The 23,315-nt window shown below is 72.6% G+C and carries 20 protein-coding genes, 1 tRNA gene and 3 pseudogenes; 7 read left to right on the top strand and 17 right to left on the bottom strand.

The genetic code is table 11. From position 1 onward, the window contains the following. Nucleotides 1-66: 66 nt before the first annotated feature. The 6 genes and pseudogenes from LZ495_RS18875 to LZ495_RS18850 form a co-directional block, all read right to left on the bottom strand. Nucleotides 67-750 (bottom strand): annotated as a pseudogene (locus tag LZ495_RS18875) (glycosyltransferase family 4 protein); the annotation flags it as partial. A 779-nt stretch (nt 751-1,529) separates the two neighbouring features. Then, nucleotides 1,530-1,715, bottom strand: coding sequence for a hydrophobic protein (locus LZ495_RS18870; protein ID WP_235053485.1), 186 nt, complete (start codon nt 1,713-1,715; stop codon nt 1,530-1,532). Between the two features lie 234 nt (nt 1,716-1,949). Continuing rightward, the gene (locus LZ495_RS18865; protein WP_235053484.1) at nt 1,950-2,714 is read right to left on the bottom strand and encodes a GAF and ANTAR domain-containing protein; all 765 of its coding nucleotides are present in this window, start codon (nt 2,712-2,714) and stop codon (nt 1,950-1,952) included. A gap of 80 nt (nt 2,715-2,794) precedes the next feature. Further along, on the bottom strand, nt 2,795-3,571 hold the full coding sequence (locus tag LZ495_RS18860) for a GAF and ANTAR domain-containing protein (RefSeq protein ID WP_372498603.1): 777 nt from the start codon (nt 3,569-3,571) through the stop codon (nt 2,795-2,797). An 88-nt stretch (nt 3,572-3,659) separates the two neighbouring features. After that, on the bottom strand, nt 3,660-4,259 hold the full coding sequence (locus LZ495_RS18855; protein ID WP_235053482.1) for an STAS domain-containing protein: 600 nt from the start codon (nt 4,257-4,259) through the stop codon (nt 3,660-3,662). A 464-nt stretch (nt 4,260-4,723) separates the two neighbouring features. After that, the gene (locus tag LZ495_RS18850; RefSeq protein ID WP_235053481.1) at nt 4,724-4,966 is read right to left on the bottom strand and encodes a flavodoxin domain-containing protein; all 243 of its coding nucleotides are present in this window, start codon (nt 4,964-4,966) and stop codon (nt 4,724-4,726) included. A 269-nt stretch (nt 4,967-5,235) separates the two neighbouring features. Here LZ495_RS18850 and LZ495_RS18845 point away from each other — a divergent pair, with 269 nt between their 5' ends. Both LZ495_RS18845 and LZ495_RS18840 read left to right on the top strand, forming a co-directional pair. Continuing rightward, on the top strand, nt 5,236-5,592 hold the full coding sequence (locus LZ495_RS18845) for a PRC-barrel domain-containing protein (protein ID WP_235053480.1): 357 nt from the start codon (nt 5,236-5,238) through the stop codon (nt 5,590-5,592). A 31-nt stretch (nt 5,593-5,623) separates the two neighbouring features. Then, complete coding sequence (locus LZ495_RS18840) at nt 5,624-5,791, top strand: hypothetical protein (RefSeq protein WP_235053479.1); 168 nt, start codon at nt 5,624-5,626, stop codon at nt 5,789-5,791. Nucleotides 5,792-5,982: 191 nt separating this feature from the next. Here LZ495_RS18840 and LZ495_RS18835 read toward each other — a convergent pair whose 3' ends face one another. The 3 genes and pseudogenes from LZ495_RS18835 to LZ495_RS18825 all read right to left on the bottom strand — a co-directional run bounded on the left by LZ495_RS18835 (nt 5,983) and on the right by LZ495_RS18825 (nt 7,192). Next, nucleotides 5,983-6,162, bottom strand: coding sequence for a hypothetical protein (locus LZ495_RS18835; protein ID WP_235053477.1), 180 nt, complete (start codon nt 6,160-6,162; stop codon nt 5,983-5,985). Between the two features lie 221 nt (nt 6,163-6,383). Further along, nucleotides 6,384-6,677, bottom strand: a pseudogene (gene mihF, locus LZ495_RS18830) (integration host factor, actinobacterial type); the annotation flags it as partial. Between the two features lie 359 nt (nt 6,678-7,036). Beyond that, nucleotides 7,037-7,192, bottom strand: coding sequence for a hydrophobic protein (locus tag LZ495_RS18825; RefSeq protein ID WP_235053475.1), 156 nt, complete (start codon nt 7,190-7,192; stop codon nt 7,037-7,039). A 1,103-nt stretch (nt 7,193-8,295) separates the two neighbouring features. Between LZ495_RS18825 and LZ495_RS18820 the strand changes: the two genes are divergently transcribed. The 5 genes and pseudogenes from LZ495_RS18820 to LZ495_RS18805 all read left to right on the top strand — a co-directional run bounded on the left by LZ495_RS18820 (nt 8,296) and on the right by LZ495_RS18805 (nt 10,924). After that, nucleotides 8,296-8,835, top strand: coding sequence for an Asp23/Gls24 family envelope stress response protein (locus tag LZ495_RS18820; RefSeq protein ID WP_235053473.1), 540 nt, complete (start codon nt 8,296-8,298; stop codon nt 8,833-8,835). A 130-nt stretch (nt 8,836-8,965) separates the two neighbouring features. Then, on the top strand, nt 8,966-9,277 hold the full coding sequence (locus LZ495_RS18815) for a GlsB/YeaQ/YmgE family stress response membrane protein (protein WP_235053471.1): 312 nt from the start codon (nt 8,966-8,968) through the stop codon (nt 9,275-9,277). A 103-nt stretch (nt 9,278-9,380) separates the two neighbouring features. Next, nucleotides 9,381-9,686, top strand: a complete 306-nt coding sequence (locus tag LZ495_RS18810; protein WP_235053469.1) for a DUF1003 domain-containing protein — start codon at nt 9,381-9,383, stop codon at nt 9,684-9,686. A 146-nt stretch (nt 9,687-9,832) separates the two neighbouring features. Continuing rightward, a pseudogene (locus LZ495_RS45300) lies at nt 9,833-10,084 on the top strand (DUF5994 family protein); the annotation flags it as partial. 267 nt (nt 10,085-10,351) lie between these two features. Continuing rightward, nucleotides 10,352-10,924 carry a DUF5994 family protein gene (locus LZ495_RS18805; RefSeq protein WP_235053467.1) on the top strand — a complete coding sequence of 191 codons (573 nt, stop codon included), beginning with the start codon at nt 10,352-10,354 and terminating at the stop codon, nt 10,922-10,924. Between the two features lie 13 nt (nt 10,925-10,937). Here the strand turns inward: LZ495_RS18805 and LZ495_RS45295 are convergent, their stop codons facing one another. From LZ495_RS45295 to tmk, 8 genes are all read right to left on the bottom strand, one after another. Beyond that, nucleotides 10,938-11,462: an STAS domain-containing protein gene (locus tag LZ495_RS45295; protein ID WP_372498595.1), complete on the bottom strand. Its 525-nt coding sequence runs from the start codon at nt 11,460-11,462 to the stop codon at nt 10,938-10,940. A gap of 102 nt (nt 11,463-11,564) precedes the next feature. Then, nucleotides 11,565-11,638 (bottom strand) — tRNA-Thr (locus LZ495_RS18795). 55 nt (nt 11,639-11,693) lie between these two features. Beyond that, nucleotides 11,694-13,211 (bottom strand): alpha/beta hydrolase, encoded by a 1,518-nt coding sequence (locus LZ495_RS18790; protein ID WP_235053465.1) that lies wholly within the window; start codon nt 13,209-13,211, stop codon nt 11,694-11,696. Nucleotides 13,212-13,408: 197 nt separating this feature from the next. Continuing rightward, nucleotides 13,409-15,097 carry an alpha/beta hydrolase gene (locus LZ495_RS18785; protein ID WP_235053463.1) on the bottom strand — a complete coding sequence of 563 codons (1,689 nt, stop codon included), beginning with the start codon at nt 15,095-15,097 and terminating at the stop codon, nt 13,409-13,411. 66 nt (nt 15,098-15,163) lie between these two features. Then, complete coding sequence (locus LZ495_RS18780) at nt 15,164-16,912, bottom strand: alpha/beta hydrolase (RefSeq protein ID WP_235053461.1); 1,749 nt, start codon at nt 16,910-16,912, stop codon at nt 15,164-15,166. A gap of 33 nt (nt 16,913-16,945) precedes the next feature. Beyond that, on the bottom strand, nt 16,946-18,394 hold the full coding sequence (locus LZ495_RS44915) for an alpha/beta hydrolase (protein ID WP_235053459.1): 1,449 nt from the start codon (nt 18,392-18,394) through the stop codon (nt 16,946-16,948). Between the two features lie 190 nt (nt 18,395-18,584). Further along, complete coding sequence (locus LZ495_RS18770; RefSeq protein ID WP_235053458.1) at nt 18,585-19,772, bottom strand: DNA polymerase III subunit delta'; 1,188 nt, start codon at nt 19,770-19,772, stop codon at nt 18,585-18,587. A 117-nt stretch (nt 19,773-19,889) separates the two neighbouring features. Beyond that, entirely contained in the window at nt 19,890-23,159 is a 3,270-nt protein-coding gene (tmk, locus tag LZ495_RS18765; protein WP_235053457.1) for a dTMP kinase, read from the bottom strand. Nucleotides 23,160-23,315: the final 156 nt, after the last annotated feature.

The raw sequence follows: 23,315 nt of genomic DNA, 5'->3' as shown, positions 1-23,315 counted from the left end.
CCGGCTCATCTCCTCGACCGTATAGCGCGGGGTGTCCCGGACGCACTCGGCACGCAGGGCGGCCAAGCGCTCCGGGGCACTCAGCAGACCGACGACCCCGTCGACGAACGATTCCGGGTCGTCGGGGGTCACCACGGCATTGCGGCCGTGCTCCAGGTAGTCGAACTCGGGTCCGTGCCAGGGCGTCCCGGTGGTCACCATCGGGCAGCGCAGCACGAACGAGTCGACCACGCCGAGGCCGACCGACGCGGGCATGAGCAGCACATCCGAGGCGGCCCCGAGCAGCGCCTTGTCGTCCCCGAAGGCCTGGCCGACCCAGACCACGGCCCGCCCGCGAGCCGCGGCCTCCGCGACAAGGTGCTTGTGCTGCCCGGTGCCGGCGACCAGCAGCTTGAAACCCGGCAGCCGCCGCGCGATCTCCTCGGCCGCGTCGAGCAGGAAAGGGATGCGCTTGTTCGGACTCAGCGCGCCGACGTACAGCCCGGTCCGTCCGGCCTGGAGCCCGTGCAGTTCCCGCAGTTCGGCCACCTGCTCCTCGGTGACGCCCTCGTAGGCGCGCGCCAGCGCGGTGGTGTCGATCGCGTTCTGCACGGCCGTCGCCCGCCCTGCCGGGAAGCCGTTGTCGGTGACCGCCCGCACGCCGCTGTCGGTATACGCGAAGAACCAGCGGGCCTGCCGGGTCAGCGCGAACTTGAGCGACTGCTCCACGGCCGACTGCGGGCGGTGGTACGTGCGGCCGTGGTCCCACATGGCGATGGCCGGCCCTGATCCGGCCAGCTGGCGTACGAGGAGCGGGTACAGCTCCAGATTGCGCAACGCCTGGTCGACCACCAGCACATCGGAGGTGCGGGCCAGCGTGCCGAGCCGCTTGTGGACGAACGGCCGGCCCGCGATGCGCACGCTGCGCTGCGGCAGCCGCACCGCGCGGTCCATGCGGATGGCGTCCGCCCGCGTCCGCTGATCCTGGCTGTACGGGTCGCCGTGGGCGACCACGAGACTGATCCCCTGCGCGTCGAGATCGCGCTCGAGCGTCTCGTAGAACGTCCGCCGGAATTCCGACAGGAACGGCACCACCAGTGTCACCAGCGGGCGCCGGGTGGATCGCGGAACCCCAGGGGCGTTCTCCATACGCCGAACATGCCACGACCCGAACGGTCCGGTCGGCAGCCGGCAGGTAGCCACGCCGGAGGCAACACGCACAGAGCAACCGGCACCAGGCGCCCGCCGGACCCCGGCCATCCGCCCCGCGAAATACCAAAAGGCCAGGTCAGAAGCTTCTGACCTGGCCTTCTTGGGGAGCCGCCTAAGGGAATCGAACCCTTGACCTACGCATTACGAGCACCCGATGAATCATGGTCTGGCGTCCTGCGGAGTCCGCCCTGTCCAGGTTTTCACCGCTCTGCACACCCGGACCTGCGCCTCCGTCGGCCTCCGTGCGCGCGAGTACCGGCACATCCGCTCACGCATCGCTCACGCAGAACGCGGGCTCCTCAAGCTATGGCACCACGGTCCGTGGACCACTCAGGTGACTACCAACGATGCCATCCTTCCCGGCGCCCTTGGTGGTAGCGGTCTCGGTGCTCGCGGCGGTAGCGGATCGATCCGAGGATCCAGGCGATCACCGACACCGCCGCTGCGACGACGAACAGCGGGAGGGTGAAGCCGGCGACGAACAGGATCAGGACCAGCAAGGCAAGAAGAATCAGGGCGATCAAGGCCGGGCCTCCACACGGTCGGGTCCGCGGGGTCTCGGCGAATCGGCGGGGCGCTTCCCCTGGATACCCGGGGTCTTGTCGCCCTGCGCCGTATTTGCCAGTTAACGCCCGATGATTGCCCTATGTCAACGAGCGTCCACGCTTGGTGAGTTAGGGCGGCATCGCCGCAGCCCTCGCCGACCGGGCCGCGCATCTCGTCCGTTCGTAGCGGCGGGCCGGTTGCGGTGCGCGCCGTCACGCGGGATGCGGATGGCGCGAGGGTCGCACGCTCGTGGTCTGCGGGTCGGTGCCCAGGTCGGTGAGGGATTCGGTGCCGTCGACGAAGGCTTGGGCGAGGTCGGCGAGGCGGCGGTTGTGGGAACGGGCGTAGCTGCGCAGCGCGGTGAAGGCTTGCTCCATGTCGAGGCCGTGGCGTTCGGCGAGTTTGCCTTTGGCCTGCTCGATCAGGACGCGGCTGGTGAGTGCGGCCTGGAGCTGCTCGTTGAGCACGTCGCTGCGGTCGGCGGAGCGTTGTTGGAGGAGGCTGATGGTGGCGACGTCGGCGAGGGCCTGGGCGATCTGCGTGTCGACCCCGTCGAAGTCTCCGACGTCGGTGCGGAAGAGGTTGAGGGCGCCGACGACTTCGTCGCGCAGGCGCATGGGGAAGGCCTGGACGGCGGTGTATCCGCTGTGCCGTGCCTCGGCGGCGAACCGCGGCCAGCGGTCAGTGTGCATCGCGAGGTCGGGGACCGTGACGGGTACGCCGGTGCGGAAGCATTCCAGGCAGGGGCCTTCGTCGTTCTGCAGCTGGAACAGTTCGAGGAGGCGTACGCGTTCGTCAGAGGCCGCCATGACCCGCAGGTCGCCCTGCGGGTCCGCCAGCAGGACGCCGGCCGCGGTGACGCCGAGCATGCCGACGCACCGATCGGTGAGCAGTCGGAGGAAGTCGATCAGGTCGAAGTCGGCGACCAGGTTGTCGGCGAGTTCGACGAAGGTCCGGAGCAGGAGCCGTTCATCCATCAGGGGCGCTCTCAATCGCGGCCGACCCCGTTGCGGGGGGACGCTGAAATGCGGTGGAGTCCATGCTTCCCGGCGTCGTGTCAGATGTCATCGTGCATCGTCCCCTTGTTCGGTGGAGGGTCCGGGGTGAAGCGCAGGGTGCGGGCCACGACGTCGCGGGACACGTCGGCGAGACGGCGTCCGTGGGCGTACGCGTAGGCGCGCAGCCGGATGAACGCCTCGTCGATACCGACGCCGAGTTGTTCGGTGAGCATGCCGGTGGCCTGGTCGATCTCGGCGCGGTAGCCGCCCAGGTCGGCGAAGTAGAGGTCAAGCGTGCCGCCGTCGACGAGGGTCGCCGGTGTGCTGTGTCCGGTATGGGGGGTCTGGAGCAGGACGAGGGTGGCGGTGTCGGCGAAGACCTTGGCGTCGGCGAGTTGTTCGGGGTCCAGGCCGCCGGGCTGGTGGGCGTACAGGTCCAGGACACCGGGTCTGGTGGCGCCGATCCGCAGCGGGAAGGCGAAGACCGCCCGCGCGCCGGCCTGGGCCGCGGCGGGTGCGAACGCCGGCCAGCGGCCCAGGACGTCGTCGACGAGCAGGTCTGCTGTCAGCACAGCGGTGCCCTGAGCGAAGGCGTCCACGCACGGGCCTTCGCCGAGGGTGAGCTGCAGTTCCTCCAACTGCTCACTGACGTCGTCGGTGCTGCACAGGGGGTGGCTGGACTTGGAGAGCGACATCGCGGAGACCCCGGCGCCCTGCACCGGGAGGTCGGCAACGGCGGCGGTGCAGACGTCCAGCACGCCCACCTGGGCTCCGCGCCGGGCGGCGTGCTCCGCGACCAGGACCCGGATCCGCGCCGAGCGGCCGACGGCGTTCACCTGCCGCACGTCCGGCACGGAGGAATGCATGCGGCACGCGGCGTTCGCGGGACGTCGGGGCGGCGCGGTCCTGCGCCCGTCCCCGCGCCTATCCCCACCACGACCGGGTCACTTCGCTCGTGGCTCGCTGGGCGTGGCTCGCGAACGCGGACGTGAGCGACGCACGGGGGTTGCCGAGGAGCGCCTCCCGCAGCGGGTCGCCGCGCAGCCAACCCAGGACCCGCCAGGCGCTGGGCCGTTCCGGCCCTGGCGGGTCGGTGGAGGCGCTGCTGATGACGATGACCTGCCCTGCCTCGGTGGGGCCGACGGGAGGCTCGTCGGCGTCGGCGTCGGGTTTCGGGGGCGTCGGCCGGGCGGGAAGGCCGAGGAGGATGGTGCCGGTACCGGTGAGGGTGAGGAGCCGGGCAACGATCGGGCTCAGGTTGTGCAGCCGCAGGTGGCCGCCGGCCCTGGCGGCGTCGCGGGAGGTGTCGAGGAAGGCGTGCAGGCCGCTGCTGTCGCAGAAGGTCACGCCGGACAGGTCGACGTCGATGGTGGAGTAGCCGTCGAGCAGGCAGCGCGTCATGCAGCCGCGCAGCTGCGGCGCGGAGTCGACGTCGATCTCGCCCTGGACGGTGAGCAGGGCTCCGGTGACGGTGTCGCAGCGGAAGACGGCGAGGTGGACAGGGACGGTCTGGCGATTGGGCATGGCGCCTCGGTTCCGAGAGCCGACCGGGCTCACCGCACGCGAACCGGTTTCCCGGACCAGCGTGGGTAGTTCCACGGTGGTGTGGTTCGTTCGGCGGGCGAAGAGCCGGTCCGGCAGCCGGAGTCCGGGGCGGTGGGACGCGGTCGATTCCCTCGGGGATGCCCGGGTGATCGGACGAAGCTTCCGCTCCCTGGGACATCCGTGATCGGTGCCAGTGTGCCGTCGGGGTCTGGGACGTCCGTTCCGCAGCCTAGTCCTCATCGCAGTCCCGTGGGTCGGCAAACTCCGTCAACCTGACATGCATCGCGTACGGCGCAGGGTGGAGGGCGCCGGTAGGGGTCGGCCGTCGGCCATCCACACCCCGACCATGTCCGGAACCCCGCAAGGGGACGCGGTGTTGTCAGCGGTCCGACTCGGACTCGAGGCTCGGGTGATGCCGGGGCGACGCTGTCGGCCGGGGTGTGTCATTCCACCGTGAGCTTTTCGGCGATGCCGAGGGCCCACTCGTCGATCTCGGCCCAGTCGCGGAAGTCGCCGTCGTGGATCGCGCTGCCCGCGATCACGGCTCGGTACTGCCACAGGTGCCCGACCTGGCAGGTCTCCAAGACCTCGACTTCGACGCTGTGCTCGGCCGGCCGTTCGCCGATCCGGTCCGCGATCGACCGGGTCGAGCCGTGGCGTGTGGCGTAGGTGATGAGCACGAGCACGGAAGCCGCACCCAGGTGGGCGTTGTGTCCCAGTCTCTTCGTTCGGCTACCCGGACCTTGCGCGTCAGAACGTACGAGCGGTCGGCGCAACTGCGCTTGGAAGCCTGATTCCGGGGCATCGGCACATCCGGATGTGCTGTGGCGCGCCTTCGCACGACTTCCTGTGCCGAAGGCGCTGCCGCCCGTCTGCCTGGGTTGGCGTGCCCGGCTGTCCGGGGGCACGCTGAAAGGAAGAGCTCGCACGCAGCCACCACGCGACAGGAGCCGGGATGATCCAGGCAGCGGATATCCGCGAGTGGCGTACACACGATGTCGTCGACCCGAGCGGCCACAAAATCGGGGTACTGGAAGCGGTCTACGTCGACACCAGCACCGACGAACCGTCCATGGCCACCGTCAAGGTAGGGCTGCCCACCCGCCACCGCCTCGTCTTCGTCCCCCTTGCGGACGCCGTCGTCGGGCCCGGCTATGTGCGGGTCGCGCACGACAAGGGGCGGGTGAAGCAGTGCCCGTCGATCGGCACCGACGACGTCCTGCCCGCCGAGGACGAGGAAGCAGTCTTCCGGCACTACGACCTGCCGTACCAACCGGGAGCGGACGGCGAGCGCCAGCTCGCCCGTCGCTGAACCCCACACCGAAGAGGGAGGCATCCGCGCCGTGAATCCCTTCCTGATCCTGCTTGTCATCGCGATCGTGCTCGGCATCATCGGCGTGGCCGCCGACGGCCTTCTTTACCTGCTGTTCATCGGCATCGCCGTCTTCGTCGCCGCACTGGTCTACCTCGCTGTCCACTGGCGACGCTCCGGCCGACGACCAGTGCGCTGACCGACCTGCACAGGGCGACGCCTCCCGCGCAGACCAGGCTGCGTCGGCCAGACCGTCACTCTGCCGCGTATGCCGCTGAGGGGTCCGACGGACGTGTCCAGGACCCGGCAGGAGACACAGTGTCGAACAGCCCGACCTGGGGGGAGTTCGCCGAGGAACTCGCGCCACGGTGCCCCGCCGGGGTCGGCGCGTTAGCCGTACGCGCATTCGGCCCAGCCGGCCACCGCGAACCCGGGCCGCGCAGCGTCCTCCGCGAACCACCGCCGGACCTCCTCGCGAAAGTGCGGGTGTCCGTCGGCAGCATCGTGGTAAGCGGCGGCCGACATGTCCGCGATGGCTGCCTGTTCGTCCTCGGCCTGCCAACGGCTCATGGCCTCGCAACCGCCCTCCCTGCCCGTGCCGTTCGCCGGTTGCTGTCCTGATGGAACTCTGCCCGGCGCATCGGAGGGGTGGGAAGCCGGACAGGGGTCAACGGCGGCCGTAGCGGCTGCGGCCGCCACCGAAGGCATCAGCGCACGGCGGCGGCCGCCGCGCCGCGCGGTCCGGACATCTCCCGGCGGCGGGCGACGCTTCGGGGCCGGGGCGGGAACAGTTCGAGGAGCCGGTCACGCTGGCGCGGGCCGAGGCCCTTGAGCCTGCGGTTCGCCGGGATGTCCATCTGGTCCAGGATGCGTGCGGCGCGGACTTTGCCGACGCCGGGCAGCGCCTCCAGCACCCGGCGCACCGGGGTCTTGCCGGCCACCGGACCGCCTCGGTCGAACAGGGCGGCCAAGGTGAGCGAGCCGTCCTTGATGTCGGCCAGCAGGACGGCGCGTTCCCGGCGGGCGGCCGCCGCCTTCGCCAGCGCGGCCCGGCGGTCCTCAGCAGTGAGCATGGGCAGTGCCATGGGAATCCCCTCATCTCTCGGTCGTCCGGGACGGGACCGGCGCCGGTCGCGGTGGTCTCTGTGTCCGGCGCCCGACGGTCGGGGGCCGGCGCCGGACACAGAGGGTCCGGTCAGCGCCTGACAGCGCTGCGCAACGCCCTCACCGCTCGCGCGAGGGACTGGTTCCGGCCGCCGGGCGACCGCTGCGTGTGGCCTGTTCCGCCGGTGCCGCGGCCGGCTGGGTCGCGCCCGTGGTTCTGCGGCAAGCGGCTTTGCAGTGTGCGTGCTCGGTTCTTGAGCTTGGCGACGATGCTCATGGCAGTCCTCCCGGGTCGGTGCTGCGGACTTGTACGCACGCGGCCTTTTCGCGTCGGACGCGTTCACCGTGGGGATCGACGGCGGTGGCCGTGGCGCCCCGCGGCGAACAGGGCGATCACCACAGCGAACGCCCCGACGATCCACCAGAACGGCAAGGTGAAGAGCCCGGCGCCGAACAGCACGGCGGCGAGCAGGAGAAGGGCGATCCAGAAGCGCACGGCCGGGCCTCCACACGGTCACGATCCGCGGGGTCCCGGCGAAGCAGGCAGGGGGCGGGCTGCCCGGAGACTCCGGCGCGTCATCGCCCTCCTGCTGTGCCCTTCAGTCAACTCCCGGCCGCGGCGCCTGTCAACGGGTGCCCCGTGCAGTGGAGTTCGCGGTGTGCCAGGCCGTCGTGGTCCCGCTTCGCGGCCGGGTAGCACGTGGGTTGCGCCTCGGGGCGTCTCGGTCGCTGCGGGTGGCTGCGGCGCCCGCAGCACCGGGGCGAACGGGTCGGGGCGGTCGGCCGACGGCAGGATCCGGTCCTCCCACCACGACAGGCCCAGGACGGCACCGAGCAGGAGGAAGGGGAACACGGGCACGAGGATGAGCACGTACATCGGTGATGCCTGTCGTCGGGTGCGGATGACGCCGACGGGCGAAGGAGCGATGCCCGCACAGAGCGCCCACCAGGGGCGCGGAAAGGGGTTCCGTGCTGCCGGGGGCCGGGGCCGCAAAGCCCACATTAGTCCCGGTTACCCCTATCGAACAGGAGGCAACGGGCGGTGTCCTGAACGGAGTTTCCAATCGGTGCGTCTCCTGACCCGCGGGCCGACAGCGCGTAACGGTCGAACTCGGGGTCTGTTCGCGGTGCCCGCGCGGGACTACGTTGGCAGTGACGCCCTGGCCCCCGGCAGCGAGACGAACCGTCCGCTCCGAGGAGGCGCGTGGTGTACGCAGGCAACAGAGCCGCCGGTGGTTCCGCGCTCGTCCTGAGGATGCCCGACCGGCCCCGGGCCGGCACCCCACGTCGGCCGACGTGCCAACACCTGCGCGGGCCGCCCCGGAAGGAACCCGAACGCACACCACGCCACGCCACGCAGCCACCCCGCACCACAGCCGGGCCCGCGGCCCACGAGGTTCGCCAGAGCGCCCGCCTCGTCCGACTCCGCACATCACGAGACGCCGGACCCGCCCGGGTATCTCGGCCGTACCCGAGTACGGGCCGCAACGCCGTGAGCGCAGCGAGGAGGGCCGCCGGGCCCGGCTGCGGAGTCGGACAGGGCGGGAGCTGCCCTTCACCCTCCGCACATCCGCCAACCTCCCGAGGAGGTGGCTTCGCATGACGGAGCCGATCAGCCAGACCCTGCCCAAGCCGCAGCCCCAGGCGCACATCCGGCCCGGGCCGGGACCCGACCTCGCGTCCGCGCCGGTCGAACCCCGCGTCTTCGCACCGACGCCGCCACCATCCTCGCCGGCCGGGACCGCCACGGCGCCCGCGAGCCGCGGCACGACCAGCATCGCCGACTCCGTCGTGGCGAAGATCGCCGGGATGGCCGCCCGCGAGGTCCGCGGCATCCATGCCATGGGCGGCGGGTTCACCCGCGGCTACGGCGCAGTGCGCGACCGGGTCCCCGGGACCGGCACCGACGCCTCCCGCGGCGTGAAGGTCGAAGTCGGCGAGAAGCAGACCGCCGTCGACCTCGCGGTGGTCGTCGAGTACGGAGTGAGCATCGCCGACGTCGCAGCCGCAGTCCGGGCCCATGTCACCGACGCGGTCGAGCGCATGACCGGCTTGGAAGTCGTCGCCGTGGACATCGCCGTCCACGACGTCCACCTCTTCGACGACGCGGCGCAGAACACCACACCGCGCGTTGAGTGACGCCGCTCCCGCGCGGGCGACGAAAAGCACGATCGCCGCCGGCCGCAACTCTGCGGTCCGCGGCTCTGCACGACCGGCCCGCAAGCCGGTCGCCGCAGACCACGCATCAACGCTCACAAGGAGTACCGCCATGGGCATCATCGCCTGGATCGTCCTCGGCTTGGCGGCCGGGATCATCGCCAAGATGCTGGTCCCCGGCCAGGACCCCGGCGGCCTCATCGTCACCGCACTCATCGGCATGACCGGTGCCCTGGTCGGAGGCTTCATCGCCGTCCAGGTCTTCGACGTCGACGGGACACAGGGCTTCTTCAACCTCTCCACCTGGGTCAGCGCCATCGCCGGATCCATCCTGCTGCTCGTGGCCTACCGCGCAATCACCAACCGCGGCTCAGGCCACAGCCGCGGCCGCAGGGGCCTGCGGCGGAGAACCGCGCGAAGGTGACATCGCGCCGCCCATCGCGAACGCCACCCCGATGCCGATATCCCTGCGCCGCACGCCCAGGCGCGCCCCCGACCGCCGCAACCGTCCGGACACCCAGTCCCGTTTGAGCGATCGGCCTACTGGCGATCGGCGCAGCCACCGCGCTCAAGCAGCGGGCGCCTGGCTCGCCGGTCGCGTCGCCAGGGCCTTCGACTCCTGGCTGTTCATCGTCGCCCAGACGGCCGTCGCCGTCGTCTGGGCCGTCGTCAACCGTGTGACCCCCGAGGACCGCTGGATGCCCGGACTGCTGCTCGATCTCGCACTGATCCTGGGGCCGCAAGCCGCCTACGCGGCACCGCTCGTCCTGTTCAGCCGGATCCGCCTGGCCGACGCAGCCCGCATCGACGCCAGACCGCGCCTGGAAGTCTGATTCCGGGGCATCCGCACATCAGGATCCGTATTCGCGCGCCCTTCCGCCGATGCAGGGCTGCCTCCGGCCCCGGCACGCTCCTGCTCAGGCCGCAGGCGATCGGACGTCGCCAGGGCGTGCCGGACGGCGCGTAGTGGCCGCGGTCCCGCGACGTCGGCTCGCAACTGCGCGGCCTTGTCACCGCGTTGACCGGACACATCGGCCCGATCAGCCGGGTCGGCCTGGACCGGGACTCATGGGATGCAGTCCCAGAGCACCCGTTCGCGGCCCGCCGGATCGTGCACGTCGACTGGTTTCCGCTCGGTGACGACACCGTGCTGTTCAGGCGGGACGACGGGAACCTCGTCGCGCTGCTCGTCGTGCCGCCGCACGCGACCCGGCGCCAAGCTCAGCGGGCCATGGCCAGAGCTCTGGACCTGGGAACCTTGCACTGGCCGCGAAGATCCTCGTCGACGCCGGCATCCATCCCGAGGGCGGCCCTGCGACCTGACGGTCATGAGTCCGGTTCTGCCCCGCACTCACACTCATGCGCAGCGCAACGCCCGCGCCGGTCCATGCCGCAGTACTGTGGGAGTACCGAGGACACTTCGTACGCCGACTTCGATATCGGTGTCGTGCTCGGCGAGCAACCATGCCGGAAGCCCTTCCGGAGGCAGGTTCGCATCATGACCGCGACCGACGATCGCCTGGCGACCACCGAACGTTTGCACACCATCCCCGCGCGTATCGCGCTGACCCCGCCCGGACAGGCCGCAGGTCGGCTCGACGGCGCGTGGTGGCCCTACTCTCGCGATCTCGCCCTCGAACTCCCCTCCCTGGCAAGGGCAATGGATGACATGGGCATGATCACCCGCGCGACGGTGAACCCCACGCTCTGGCAGAGCGTTCCCCGGCGGGTCCCGGTCTCCGGGCGCCTGGTCAAGGTCGGCTGGTTCACCGACGAGCAGGACCTCCACGAGATCATGCTCCTGTCGCACCGCGCGGGGCGCTGGGAACTCCTCGTCGTTCCGCCGGAGACCGCCGCGGACACAGCGCAGCGGATGATGGCGGCCGCGGCGACGGCAGGCGACATGCGCACCGCCACTGCGCTGGTCCACGCCATGAGCACGCCTGGCCAGGCCCGCACCACCGACCTCCAGGGGGCCGACGACCCCTCGGAGACAGACTGGGAAGCCGAAGGCGGCCATCTCCGCGCCACGAGAGACGGCGCTTTCCCCATCGCGGCCGCCGTAGGCTGAACTCGCCGTCACGTCACCGGGGATCCCACGGCACAGTCCCTGGGGAGGGCCAGGCAGCGGGTGGCGTGGACGCGAGCAAGGCGTCCGCCAAGGTCCGGTGGAGCGGGAACCGGCCGTCCAGGCGGGTGGCCACAAGCATGCGAAGCACCAGGGGATCGGTGCTGACCAGCCGGAGGCCGCCGGGGCGGAGCGTCCGGGGCCTGATGCGGCAGAGGATGTTCAGCATGGTCGTGTCCATGAAGGCGACCGGACGCAGGTCGATGACCAAGCGCGGACGGGGGCCCGGGTCAGGTCGTCGAGCACCTCGGTGATGGCCCCGCGTGTGGCCACGTCGACCTCGCCGCGCAGTTCGACGACGCACATACCATCCTGTTCGCGGTGCCGGGCACAGGGTGAGACGGTCGCCTGCCACACGGAAAGCACCTTCCGCATCTGCGGGTGCGGTGCAACACGACTGCGGAGGCCCTGGCAGGCCGGATCGGCTGTGCCGTGACGTGCGCCGGCGTGCATGGCACAAAAGCCCGGAGTGCTCACACATCCGCTCACGCAGGACGGCTGCGGGAGCTGCCCATAGCCGCAGCGGTCGGCTACGGAAAGCCAGAAGGCCAGGTCAGACGAATCTGACCTGGCCTTCTTGGGGAGCCGCCTAAGGGAATCGAACCCTTGACCTACGCATTACGAGTGCGTCGCTCTGGCCGACTGAGCTAAGGCGGCATGTCTTCACCGTGGTGGTGGGGACGGCGACAAGCATACACAGGCGGCGGGGTGGTCAATTACAGGTTTTGCCGTCGGGGGGTGCGGTGCCGGTGAGGAGGTAGGCGTCGACGGCGGTGTCGATGCAGGTGCTGCCGCGCAGGTAGGCGGTGTGGCCGTCGCCGTCGTAGGTGAGGAGGGTGCCGGAGTCGAGCTGGGCGGCGAGGGCCTGGGACCAGGCGTACGGGGTGGCCGGGTCGCGGGTGGTGCCGACGACGAGGATGGGGGCGGCGCCGGGGGCGTGGATCTCGTGGGGGCGGCCGGTGGCCGGGACGGGCCAGGTGCCGCAGGTGAGGCCGGCCCAGGCGAGGGCGCGGCCGAAGGTCGGGGAGGTCTGCTCGAACTCGGGGACCTGGGCGCGGACCTGGTCGGGGGTGGTGGCGGCGGGCGGCAGGTCGAGGCAGTTCACGGCGGCGTTGGCGTACATGAGGTTGGCGTAGTGGCCGTCGGAGCTGCGTTCGTAGTACTGGTCGTTGAGGTCCAGGAGGAGGTCTCCGTCGCCGCGCAGGGCGGCCTGGAGGGCGCGGGTGAGCTGGGGCCACTGGTCGCGGGAGTAGAGCGGGGAGAGGATCCCGGTGGTGGCGATGGCCTCGTTGACGTCGCGCGTGCCGTCGCCGGGGAGGGGCTTGGCGTCCAGTTCGGCCAGGAGGGCCTGGATGCGGGCCAGGACGGCCTCGCGGGTGGGGCCGAGGAAGCAGGAGCCGCCGGCCACGCAGTTGTCGGCGTAGGCGTTCAGGGCGGTCTCGAAGCCGCCGGCCTGGAGGCGGTTCGCGGTGGCCGCGGAGAGACTGGGGTCGACGGCGCCGTCGAGGACGAAGCGGCCGACGTTGGCCGGGAAGAGCTCGGCGTACGTGGCGCCCAGGAAGGTGCCGTACGAAGCGCCGAAGTAGTACAGCTTGGCGTCGCCGAGGGCCTCGCGGATCTGGTCCATGTCGCGGGCCGCGTCGACGGTGCTCACGTGCGCGACCAGCGGTCCGGTCTCGGCCTGGCAGGCCTTGCCGAACGCGGTGGCGCCGGTCACGAGGGCGGATACTTCACTGCCGTCGTCGGGCGTCTGGTCGAGCTGGGTGTACTCGTCCATCGCGTCGTCGGACAGGCACTTGACCGGGGTGCTGTGCCCGACGCCGCGCGGGTCGAAGCCGACGATGTCGTAGCGGTCGCGCACGGTCCGCGGGAACTGCGAGGCGGCGTAGCGCGCGAAGTCGACGCCGGAGCCGCCCGGGCCGCCGGGGTTGACCACCAGCGAGCCGATGCGGTCCGGGCCGGTCGCCTTCTTGCGGATCAGCGCGATCTTGGTGCGGTCGCCGCCGGGGTCGGCGTAGTCGACCGGGACCGTGAGAGTGCCGCATTCGAACTGGCTGCCCTCGCAGGCCTTCCAGTCGATCTCCGCGGCCTCGGGCATCGGAAGCGCAGCGGGCGGCGCACCGGGGGCGGGGGTCCCGGACGCGCCGGGGGACTTCTTGACGTCGCCGGCGCCGCTGCATCCGGACAGCAGGAGCGCGGTGGCCAGGACCGCACCGGTGAGAGCCTGCACCGCCCGGTTCGCATGCCTCAAACGGACCAGCCCCTCGAGTCGCCGGCACTCGGCCGCGCGGGGCCGACCTTGAAAGGAGCGTATCCGGCAAACCGTCCGTCGGCGGCCCGGCGACGCGTACCGGGGTGGCGTCGCGTGCCGGGCCGGGTCGCGCGGAGGGGCCGCGCGGGGGTGCCGTCAGGTGAGGTGGGGGGCGCTCAGCTGCAGCGTTTGCCCTCGGCGGGCATCTTGCCCTGGGTCAGGTACGCGTCGACCGCCGCATCGATGCACGCGTTGCCGCGGCCGTAGGCCGTGTGGCCCTCGCCTTCGAGGGTCAGCAGGGTGGCGTTCTCGAAGCCCGCGGCGAGCCGCTCGGAGGCCGCGTACGGCGTCGCCGGGTCGCCCGTGGTGCCGATCACCAGGATCGGGTCGCTGCCCGGCGCCTTGACCGTGTGCGGCTTCTCGGCGGTGCGGAACGGCCACGACGGGCAGCCCGGGCCCGAGAAGTCGGCCGGGGTGCTGTCCCGGGAGAACAGCGGGGCCTCGCGGCGCAGCTGGTCCAGGACCTGCTGGACGCGGGCCGGGCTGGGCGCCTCCGCCATGCCGTCCGCGCAGCCGATGACCCGCAGCGCGTCCATCGAGCCGTCGTAGCGGCCGTTCTCGTCGCGGCCGTTGTAGTCGTCGGCGTACGCCACGAACGCGGTGCCGTCGCCGCGCTTCATGGCCATGTCGAACGCGCTGCGCAGGGCCTCCCAGCCCTGGTCCTCGTCCGCGTAGAGCAGCCGGATCATCCCGGTCCAGCCGAGGCTGGAGGTCAGCTTGCGCTCATCGAGGCGGCTCGGCAGCGGGTTGGTGCGCAGGCTGTCCAGGAAGTCGACGCCGACCAGCGCGGCGCGGGCCGGGTCGGTGCCCAGCGGGCACGAGGGGCGCTTCGCGCAATCCTTGGCGAACCGGGTGAAGGACTGCTCGAAGCCGACGGTCTGGCCGATCGAGTCGTCCAGCGGGTCGGCGGCCGGGTCCACGGCGCCGTCGAGGACGAGGCGGCCCACCCGGTCGGGGAACTCCTCGGCGTACAGCGCGCCGAGGTAGGTGCCGTACGAGTAGCCCAGGTAGTTGAGCTTCGGGTCGCCGGCCAGCACGCGCAGGATGTCCATGTCGCGCGCCACGTTGCGGGTGCCGACGTGCGGCAGCAGCTCGCCGGACCGGGACTGGCAGCCGGCCGAGAACTCCTCGTCCTGGGCCTTGGCGAACGCGTCCGAGGCGGCGGTGTCCTTGGGGTCCGGCCCGTCCTCGGCGTTCATCCGGTCGCGCTGCTCGTCGGAGAGGCAGACGACCTTGGCGCTCTCGCCGACGCCGCGCGGGTCGAAGCCCACGATGTCGAAGCTCTTGCGGATGTCCGCGTCGTACTCGGCGGCCCAGCTCTTGAGGTAGTCGATCCCGGAGCCGCCGGGGCCGCCCGGGTTGGTGAAGAGCGTGCCTATTCGCTTGCCCTTGCCGGAGGCCTGCAGGCGCATCGCGGATATCTCGATCGACTTGCCCTCGGGCTTGGCGTAGTCGAGCGGCACGCGCACCTTGGCGCACTGCATCTCGCCCTCGTCGCCGTCGGTCTCCGGGTCGTCCGGGCACGCCTTCCAGGCGGGCTTCTGGGTGTAGAAGGACGTCAGCGCCGGGTCGTTCTGGCCCTTGCCGCCGGGCGTGGGGGCGATCGCCAGGCCGGGGCCGGACGGGCCGCCGGAGCCGGGCGCGGCGGTGCCGCCGGGCGTCGTGTCGACCGACTCGCGGGCCTTGCCCGCGACGCCGCCGGTACCGCCCACGGCGCATCCGGAGACGAGCACGGCGGCAGCGGCGAGCGCGGCGGCGGGTATCGCGCGACGCGGGAAAAGAGCACGGCGGCTGGGAGTCCTCACCCTGCCATGCCTACCACGACCGGGCAGTTCACGTGGCAATGCGGTCCCGCCGCCGTGCCCGGCCGGCTATGTGCAGCGCGTCCCGGCGGGCGGCAACGCGCCTTCCAGCAGGTACGCGTCGACCGCGTCGTCGATGCAGTCGCTGCCCTTTCCGTACGCCCCGTGCCCTTCGCCCTCAAGGGTGAGCAGCGTGGCGTGCTCCAGGCCCGCGGCGAGCCGCTCGGAGGCCTCGTACGGCGTCGCCGGGTCGCCGGTGGTGCCGACGACCAGCACCGGGTTGGAGGCAGGCGCCTTGACCGTGTGCGGCTTCTCGGTGGTGCGGAACGGCCAGTACTCGCAGCCCGGCCCCTCGAAGTCCTCCGCGACGGTGTTCTGCGAGAAGAGCGGGGCTTCCTTCTTGAGCTTGGCCAGCATCTCCTGGATGCGCTCGGGCGTCGGGGCCTCGGCCATCATGTCCGCGCACCGGATGACCGGCAGGGCGTCCATCGACCCGTCGTACTTGCCCTTCTCGTCACGGCCGTTGTAGTTGTCCGCGTAGTACAGCAGCGCGGCGCCGTTGGCGTCCCGCATGGCGTACGTGAACGCCTCGCGCAGCCACTTCCACTGCTTGTCCTCGTCGCCGTAGAGCAGGTTGATCGCGCCGGTCCAGCCGAGGTTCGAGGTGAGCTTGCGCTTGCTGTCGTTGGTCCGCAGCGGCTTCGTGCGCAGTCCGTCCAGGAAGTCGGACGCGATCTTCGGGGCCTTCTCCGCGTCCCGGCCGAACGGGCAGCCGGCGCGCGCCGCGCAGTCCTTGGCGAAGCGGGTGAACGACTGCTCGAAGCCGATCTGCTGGTTGACCGACTTCTCCAGCGGGTCCTGGGCCGGGTCCACGGCGCCGTCGAGGACGAGGCGGCCCACGCGGTCGGGGAACTCCTCGGTGTACAGCGAGCCGAGGTAGGTGCCGTACGAGTAGCCCAGGTAGTTGAGTTTGGCGTCGCCGAGCACGCCGCGCAGCACGTCCATGTCGCGGGCGGCGTTGCGGGTGCCGACATGCTGCAGCAGGTCGCCGGACTTCTCCTGGCAGGCCGCGGCAAACTCCTTGCCGAGCTGCTCGCCGTGCGCCTTCGTGGCGGCGTGGTCGGCCGGGTCCGGGCCGTCGTCGCCGTTGCGGCGGTCGCGCACCGCGTCGTCCAGGCAGCGCACCGGCGTGCTCGCCCCGACGCCGCGCGGGTCGAAGGAGACCACGTCGAAGCGGTCGTGGATGCCGCCGTCGAAGCGGGCGTACGCGTACTTGAGCCAGTCGACGCCGGACCCGCCGGGGCCGCCGGGATTGGTGAGCAGCGAGCCGATCCGGGCGTCCGCCTTGCCGGCCGGGTGCCGCATGACCGCGATCTCGATGGACCGGGCGGCCGGGGCGGCGTAGTCGAGCGGCACGCGCAGCGTCGCGCACTGGAACTCGCGCTCGTCCTTCTCGGTCGTCTCCGGGTCGTCCTTGCACGGCTCCCAGGCGAGCTGCTGGGTGTAGAACTCGCGCAGCGCCGGGTCGTCCTGGCCCTTGGGCTTGGGCGGTTCAGGGGTTGCGGCCGGCGGTATGCCGCCGGGTCCGGGCGGCGAGGCCGGCGGCGCGGACGAGGCGCTGCCCGCGGATTCCGCACCGTCGCTGCCCGACGTGCAGCCCGCCATGAGCGCGGCGGCGGCCACGGCCGGCAGTGCGAAGCGGAACGGGCCGCGCCGCAGACGGCCCAGGCCCGAGGGGCCGGTGGCCGACGGCATCCGGTCGGCCCGGGATATGGAGGGGTCGACGCTGCCTGGCGTCGCGGCGGTTGGAGGGGTCACCCGGTATGGCTATCACGCCGGGCCCACTCCCCGTCAGGCGCCGGTGTTGCGGGTCGCGGTGGCGGTGGCGGTCGCCGGGCGCGTCGAGGAGGCCGGCGGGCCGCCCGGCGGCGCGTCGGTGACGTTGCGGCCCAAGAACACGAGCGCCGCCGGGAGTTGCTTGGCGGTGTCGCCGGACGCGGTCGCCGTCTCGACCACCGTGGGGGCCTTCGCCGCGGTCTTGAGCGCCGCGGAAGCCTGCTTGCCGGCGTTGTCGTTGGCCGCGTTGGACAGGAACAGGCGTACGTCCGGGCGGGCGCCGACCAGCTTCGCGGGCTGCTGCGCCTCGCGCACGTCGGCGGACCCCACCCACAGCGGCGACTTCAGCGCCGTGGCGCCGCCGATGCTCGCCGCAGCCGCGTAGTACTGCGGGAACTGCAGCGCGTACTTCACCGCGCACAGCCCGCCCGCGCCCTCGCCGAGCACGCCCCACGCGCTGCGCTCGGCGGCGACGCGGTAGGTGGCGGCGACGGCCTCGCGCACGTCTTCGTTGTGGAACGTCGCCATCTTGGCGCGGCCCGGGATGTCGCTGCACTCGGTGTCGAGCGTCTCCGGCTTCGGCAGGGCGCGCACCTCGGACTCCGGATACGGCGTCAACTCCGGTGCCACCAGCACGAACGGGGGCAGCGTGCCGGCCGTGATGCCCTGCGCGAGCTTGGCCAGCAGCGTGGTCTTGTCGGCCAGCATGGAGTTCTCGCCGGTCCCGGGGTAGGCCGAGTGCACGACGAGGACCGGGAAGCGCTTATTGCGAAAGTCGTCGCGCTGGTACTGCGGCGGGAGCCACACCCACACGTCGGCGGTCACTCCGGAACGCCGCCCCGGCAGCGTCACCTGGTTCAGCGAACCGCCCGAACGCACGCCCAGCGACTCGAACTTCAGCGGCTGCATCGGTCCGAGCGAGGTGCTCGGGCCGCCGGACGGGAGCCCGCTCGGCGACGAACTTCCGGTCGCCGCGGCCGGCCCGGTGTCGTCGCCGTCGCTCTTGACGCTGTCGTAGGCCATCGCCCCGACCGCGGACGCGACGACGACGAATGCCAAGGCGACGCCGCCCACCACGAGTTGCGGGCGCCGGGCGCGGGTCGCGCGCACCGGTTCGGGGCGGGCCTCGGCGACGGACGGCAGCTGGTCGGGGTCGATCTCGACGATGTCCGCGGCCGGTGGCACCGCGGGCCGCTCGGCGACGGCGGGGCGGGCGACCCGGGCGGGCACCGGAGCCGGCGCGGGCGCCGGAACCACCGCGGCCACCGGCCGCGGCGCACGCGCAGCCGGTGCCGGAGCCGCTGCCGAGGTGTGCACGGGTACGTCCGCGGGCGGGCCGGCCGGCGGATCCGCCGGGACAGCGGCGGGCTCGCCCGGTGCACCGCGGCGGGCACGCAGGACGAGGGCCACGGCCAACCCCAACGTCACCGCGATGAGCAGGCCTTTGAGCGCCTTCCGCGTCACCGGTCGCACCGACTTGCACCGTCCTTGAAGGTAGTTCTGAGGTCTCGGTGGCCGACGTGGCGGCTGGGCACCGTGGGGAACTCTCCCATGTCGACGCTTCGAAGGGGGCTCCGGGTTCCCGCCCGCCACCCGTTCGGCGGCCCGAACACGACGGATCCCGCCGGATCTTGCAGCGCGCCCGCGCGCGCCGTCAGCCGGCCCGCAGGGTGAGCGCCATCGCCTCGACGGCCAGCAGCGGCGCGACGTTCGCGTCGATCGCGCGGCGGCAGGCCAGGATCGCCTCGATGCGGCGCAGCGTCGACTCGGGCGTCCCGGCCTGCGCGATCCCTTCGAGCGAGGGGCGCATGTGCTCGTTGTCGAGCGGCACCGGCGCCCCCAACTGCACGGCCAGCACGTCCCGGTAGAACGCCGCGAGGTCGACCAGCGCCAGGTCCAGGCAGTCGCGCTGGGTGCGCGTGGCGCGCTTCTTCTGGCGGTTCTCCAGTTCCTTGACCACACCCGCGGTGCCGGACGGCAGCCGGCCGCCCGGGGTGGACGCGCCGAGGGCGTTGCGCAGTTCCTCGGTCTCGCGCGCGTCGAGGTCGGCGGTGACCTCCTTGGCGTCCGCGGCCGCGGCGTCGACGAGGCGCTGCGCGGCCGCCATCGCGGTGCCGATCTCGGCGAGCTGCAGCGGCAGTTTGAGCACGTCGGCGCGGCGTTGCCGGGTCTGCTCGTCGGTGGCCAGGCGGCGCGCCCGGCCGATGTGGCCGCCGGTGGCGCGCGCCGCGTAGGCGGCCATCGCCGGGTCGATGCCGTCGCGCCGCGCGAGCATGTCGGCGACCGCGCCGACCGGCGGGGTGCGCAGCGCGATGTGCCGGCAGCGCGAGCGGATGGTGGGCAGGGCGTCCTCGACGGACGGCGCGCACAGCATCCAGACGGTCCGCGGCGCGGGTTCCTCGATGGCCTTGAGCAGGACGTTGCCGGCGCCTTCGGTGAGCCGGTCGGCGTCCTCCAGGACGATGACCTGCCAGCGGCCGCCGGCCGGCGACATCGCCGCCCGGCGGACCAGGTCGCGGGTCTCCTTGACGCCGATGGACAGCAGTTCGGTGCCGACCACGTCGACGTCGGCGTGCGTCCCGGCGAGCGTGGTGTGGCAGCCGTCGCAGTGCCCGCAGCCCGGTTCGGCGCCGAGCGCGAGGTCGGGGCTGACGCAGTGCAGTGCGGCGGCGAACGCCCGGGCCGTGGTGGAGCGCCCGGAGCCGGGCGGCCCGGTGAACAGCCAGGCGTGCGTCATGCCCGAGGACACCTCGCCGGCCAGCGCCGCGCGGGCCGCGGACGCGGCGGCGCGCAGCTGGCCCACGACGCGGTCCTGCCCGACCAGGTCGTCCCACACTGTCACGGCGTCGTGCTCCTCAGGCGATGCGCGGGGCGGGCTGCCCCGGGTACGACGGTACCGGGCCGCGGCGACAGGAACGCACACCGCGAGCCCGGCACGGATCGCCGTCCGGGTCCGCCGCTACGGCTTGCGGCGCCAGCGGCTGCGGCGCGGCTCCTCGGGGGCCGGTGCCTCTTCGCCCGCGGGGGCCGAGCCCCACGGACCCAGCAGGTCGTCGGCGAGCGAGAGCGGGTCGTCGTGCGGCGGGGGGTCGTCCACCGAGCCTTCGTCCGGATCGGGGCGGACCGCCGGGAAGACCCGGGTCTCGTCGATGCGGATCTTCGGGATCTGCTGGGTGTCGTCCTCGGAACCGGGGGGCGGCTCCTCGGCCGACCGCAGCCGGACGATCTCCAGCTCGGCGGTGTCCGGCTCGGGCGAGACCACCGGCGTGGTCTTCGTCGCGGTGGCCGCGGAGGCGCCGGAGGCGCCGGAAGCGCCGGAAGCGCCGGAAGCGCCGGAAGCGCCGGAAGCGCCGGAAGCGTCCGACTTCCCGGACGGCCCGGCCGGCAGGGTCCCGGACGGGGCCTCCGGATCGGCCTCGGCCTCGGCGGCCAGCGCCGCGGCCTCCTTCGCGGCCCGGGCCTGGGCGGCCGCTGCGGCGACCACCGCGCGGGCGGCGTCCTCTTCCGCGGCCTTGCGCTCGGCCTCGGCGAGCCGCAGGGCCTCCTCGGCCTTCTCGCGCTCCTCGGCACGGCGCTTCGCCTCTTCGGCGCGCCGCGCGGCCTCCTCGCGGCGGCGCGCGGTGTCCGCGGCCGCCTCCTCCTCGCGGCGCTGCCGCTCCTCCTCGGCGCGGCGGCGGCGCTCCTTCTCGGCGGCCCGCTCCTCCTCCGCGGCGACGCGGTCGCGCTCGGCGCGGAGTGCGGACTCCTCCTCGATGCGCCGGGCCTGCTCGACCCGGATGCGCTCCTCTTCCTCGGCCTTGACCCGGGCCTCCTCGGCGCGCTGCTCGGCCTCCTCGGCCAGGCGCTTCTGCTCCTCGGCGCGGCGGGCGGCCTCTTCCTCGAGGCGCAGCCGCTGCTCCTCGGCGCGGCGCTTGCCCTCCTCGGCGAGCCGGGCGGCCTCGGCGGCGAGGCGCTCCTGCTCCTCGGCGCGGCGGCGCACCTCCTCCTCGGCCCGCAGCCGCTCTTCCTCGGCCTTGCGGGCGGCCTCCTCGGCGAGGCGGGTCTGCTCGGCGTAGCGCTGGCGCTCCTCGCTCTCGGCACGCAGCCGGGCGATGAGGGCCTGCTTCTCGGCCTCGGCCTGGGCCCGCTCGGCCTTGCGGCGCTCCTCTTCCTCGCGCTCGCGGCGGGCCAGTTCCTCGGCCTGCCGCTTCTCCTGCTCGGAGACCGGGAGCTCGCGGTCCAGGCGGTGCCGGATGGCGGTGGTGACCACGTCCGGCTCCTGCGCTGCGTCCACCACGAGGTAGCGGTCCGGGTCGGCGGCGGCCAGGTCCAGGAACGCGCCGCGGACCGTGTGGTGGAAGCTCTGCGGCTCGGACTCGAGCCGGTCGGGGGCCTCGGTGAAGCGGCCGTGGCCGACCGCCGGGTCCAGGTCGAGCAGGATCGTCAGGTCCGGCTGCAGGCCGTCGCTGGCCCAGCGCGAGACGCGGGCGATCTCCCGGGTGCCGAGCTCGCGCCCGGCGCCCTGGTAGGCGACCGACGAGTCGATGTACCGGTCGGTGATGACGATGGCGCCGCGGGCCAGCGCGGGCCGGATGACGGTGGCCACGTGCTCGGCGCGGTCCGCCGCGTACAGCAGCGCCTCGGCGCGCGCGTCGATGCCGGTGTTGTCGATGTCGAGCAGCATGGCGCGCAGGCGCTTGCCGATCTCGGTGGCGCCGGGCTCGCGGGTCACCACGACCTCGTGGCCCTTGCTGCGGATCCACGCGGCGAGCGCCTCGACCTGGGTGGACTTGCCGACGCCTTCGCCGCCTTCGAGGGAGATGAAGTAGCCGGGGGTGCCGGACGCGCGGCCGGACACGTGGTCGACGTTGCGGGCCGAGTCGACCAGGTCGCGCAGCAGCGGGGTGCCGCGGCGGTCGTCGACCGAGCGCAGCGCGAGCCAGCCGAGCAGCGCGACCAGCACGCCGCTGCCCATCAGGGTCAGCGCGGAGCCGTTGTAGGTGAAGACGTAGCGGTCCGCGACGATCCAGGTGTGCAGGCCGAGGGCGCCCGCGGCCAGCGCGCCGGCCGCGAGGCCGACCAGCAGCATCACGCGTACCGCGGACTGCACGAAGGCGAACGCGCGCGGACGCAGCTCCTCGCCGACCTCCAGGCCGAAGAGCGTGTAGCCGGTGACCCAGGCGATGCCGCTCAGCACGCCGAGGACGGCGGTGAGCACCACGGTGACCACGACGTTGGGCACCAGGCCGATGAGCAGCAGCGCGAGGCCGGCCTCCACGACCGCGAGGCCGAAGAGCCGGCGGCGGCTGAACGCCGGGACGACCTTGGGGCCCCACAGCAGGCCGAGCGCGACACCGGCCAGCAGGCTCAGGAAGACCATGCCGTACGCGGCGTTCCCGGCGCCCAGTTCGGCGGTGTACAGCGGGGTGAGGCCGACCAGCACGCCGCCCGCGAGGAACAGCGCGAACAGGCCGAAGACCAGGCCGCGCGTGGTCCGCGAGTGCTTGAACACCTTGGGCGCGTCGCCGAGCACGGCCACCGGGTTCGGGCGGCGCGTGCTGACCGCGCGGCCGCGGGTGGGCATGCGCAGCAGGTACACCGAGAACGCGGAGACCAGGTGGACCGCGGCGGTGGCGAACAGCGCGAGGTCGGACGGGTGCTGGTCGAAGGCGTCGACCGACGGCGCGAGGAGCCGGGTGACCAGCGCGAGCAGGATGAACAGGAGCGCCGCCGCGGGGGCCGCGGCGTAGCCGGTGACCAGGTTGAACTGGGCGGCGGTGGCCAGGCGTTGACGCGGCACCAGGTTGGGCACGGTGGCATCGCGGGCCGGTCCCCAGAAGGCTCCGGCGATGCCGCCCAGCGCGGTCGCGGCCAGGATCCACCACAGTTCGTCGACGAACGGCACCGAGGCGACCAGCCCGAACCGGACGATGTCGCAGACCGCCATGGTCCAGCGGCGGTCCAGGTGGTCGACGATCTGCCCGGCGAGCGGCGCGACCAGCGCGGCGGGCAGCAGACGCAGCACGAACACCGCGGCCACGGCGGCCGCGTGGTCCATGTAGTCGCCGTCCACCGTCCACAGGGCGGCCGAGGTCAGCGCGAGCAGGCCGAGCCAGTCCGCGAGTGCGGACGCTGCGATGGCCGTCCAGAAACGGCGGTAGGGGGCGATCTTGAGGACGCCCCCGATGCCTTGCACGGGATCCGTGGTCCGGGGCGGTATGGCCGCCTCCTGCTGCTCGGCTTGCGTCATGCCGTCAACCCTAACGGGGTCCGCGGCAAGGGAAACGACGTTCGAACCGGCGTTTCCCGGAACGGCTCCGGGCCATTGCGGGCAAACGCGGGCGGGCCGCCGGAGATTTTCCGGCGGCCGCCCGTGTTTCCCGTTTTCGGCGACCGGCCGCGCTCG

It is taken from the genome of Yinghuangia soli (assembly GCF_021502675.1).
In the GTDB taxonomy this organism is placed as follows: Bacteria; Actinomycetota; Actinomycetes; order Streptomycetales; family Streptomycetaceae; genus Yinghuangia; species Yinghuangia soli.
The sequence above is the reverse complement of the archived record's forward strand: the minus strand, read 5'-3'. Positions and strand labels throughout refer to the sequence as shown.

Bases quoted from the DNA above. Each gene is read 5' to 3' on its own strand.
- LZ495_RS45295 (WP_372498595.1), bottom strand. From the start codon at position 11,462: ATGTGTGAGCACTCCGGGCTTTTGTGCCATGCACGCCGGCGCACGTCA.
- LZ495_RS18855 (WP_235053482.1), bottom strand. From the start codon at position 4,259: ATGCCCAATCGCCAGACCGTCCCTGTCCACCTCGCCGTCTTCCGCTGC.
- LZ495_RS18835 (WP_235053477.1), bottom strand. From the start codon at position 6,162: ATGAGCCGTTGGCAGGCCGAGGACGAACAGGCAGCCATCGCGGACATG.
- LZ495_RS18815 (WP_235053471.1), top strand. From the start codon at position 8,966: ATGGGCATCATCGCCTGGATCGTCCTCGGCTTGGCGGCCGGGATCATC.
- LZ495_RS18820 (WP_235053473.1), top strand. From the start codon at position 8,296: ATGACGGAGCCGATCAGCCAGACCCTGCCCAAGCCGCAGCCCCAGGCG.
- tmk (WP_235053457.1), bottom strand. From the start codon at position 23,159: ATGACGCAAGCCGAGCAGCAGGAGGCGGCCATACCGCCCCGGACCACG.
- LZ495_RS18865 (WP_235053484.1), bottom strand. From the start codon at position 2,714: ATGGATGAACGGCTCCTGCTCCGGACCTTCGTCGAACTCGCCGACAAC.
- LZ495_RS18845 (WP_235053480.1), top strand. From the start codon at position 5,236: ATGATCCAGGCAGCGGATATCCGCGAGTGGCGTACACACGATGTCGTC.
- LZ495_RS18805 (WP_235053467.1), top strand. From the start codon at position 10,352: ATGACCGCGACCGACGATCGCCTGGCGACCACCGAACGTTTGCACACC.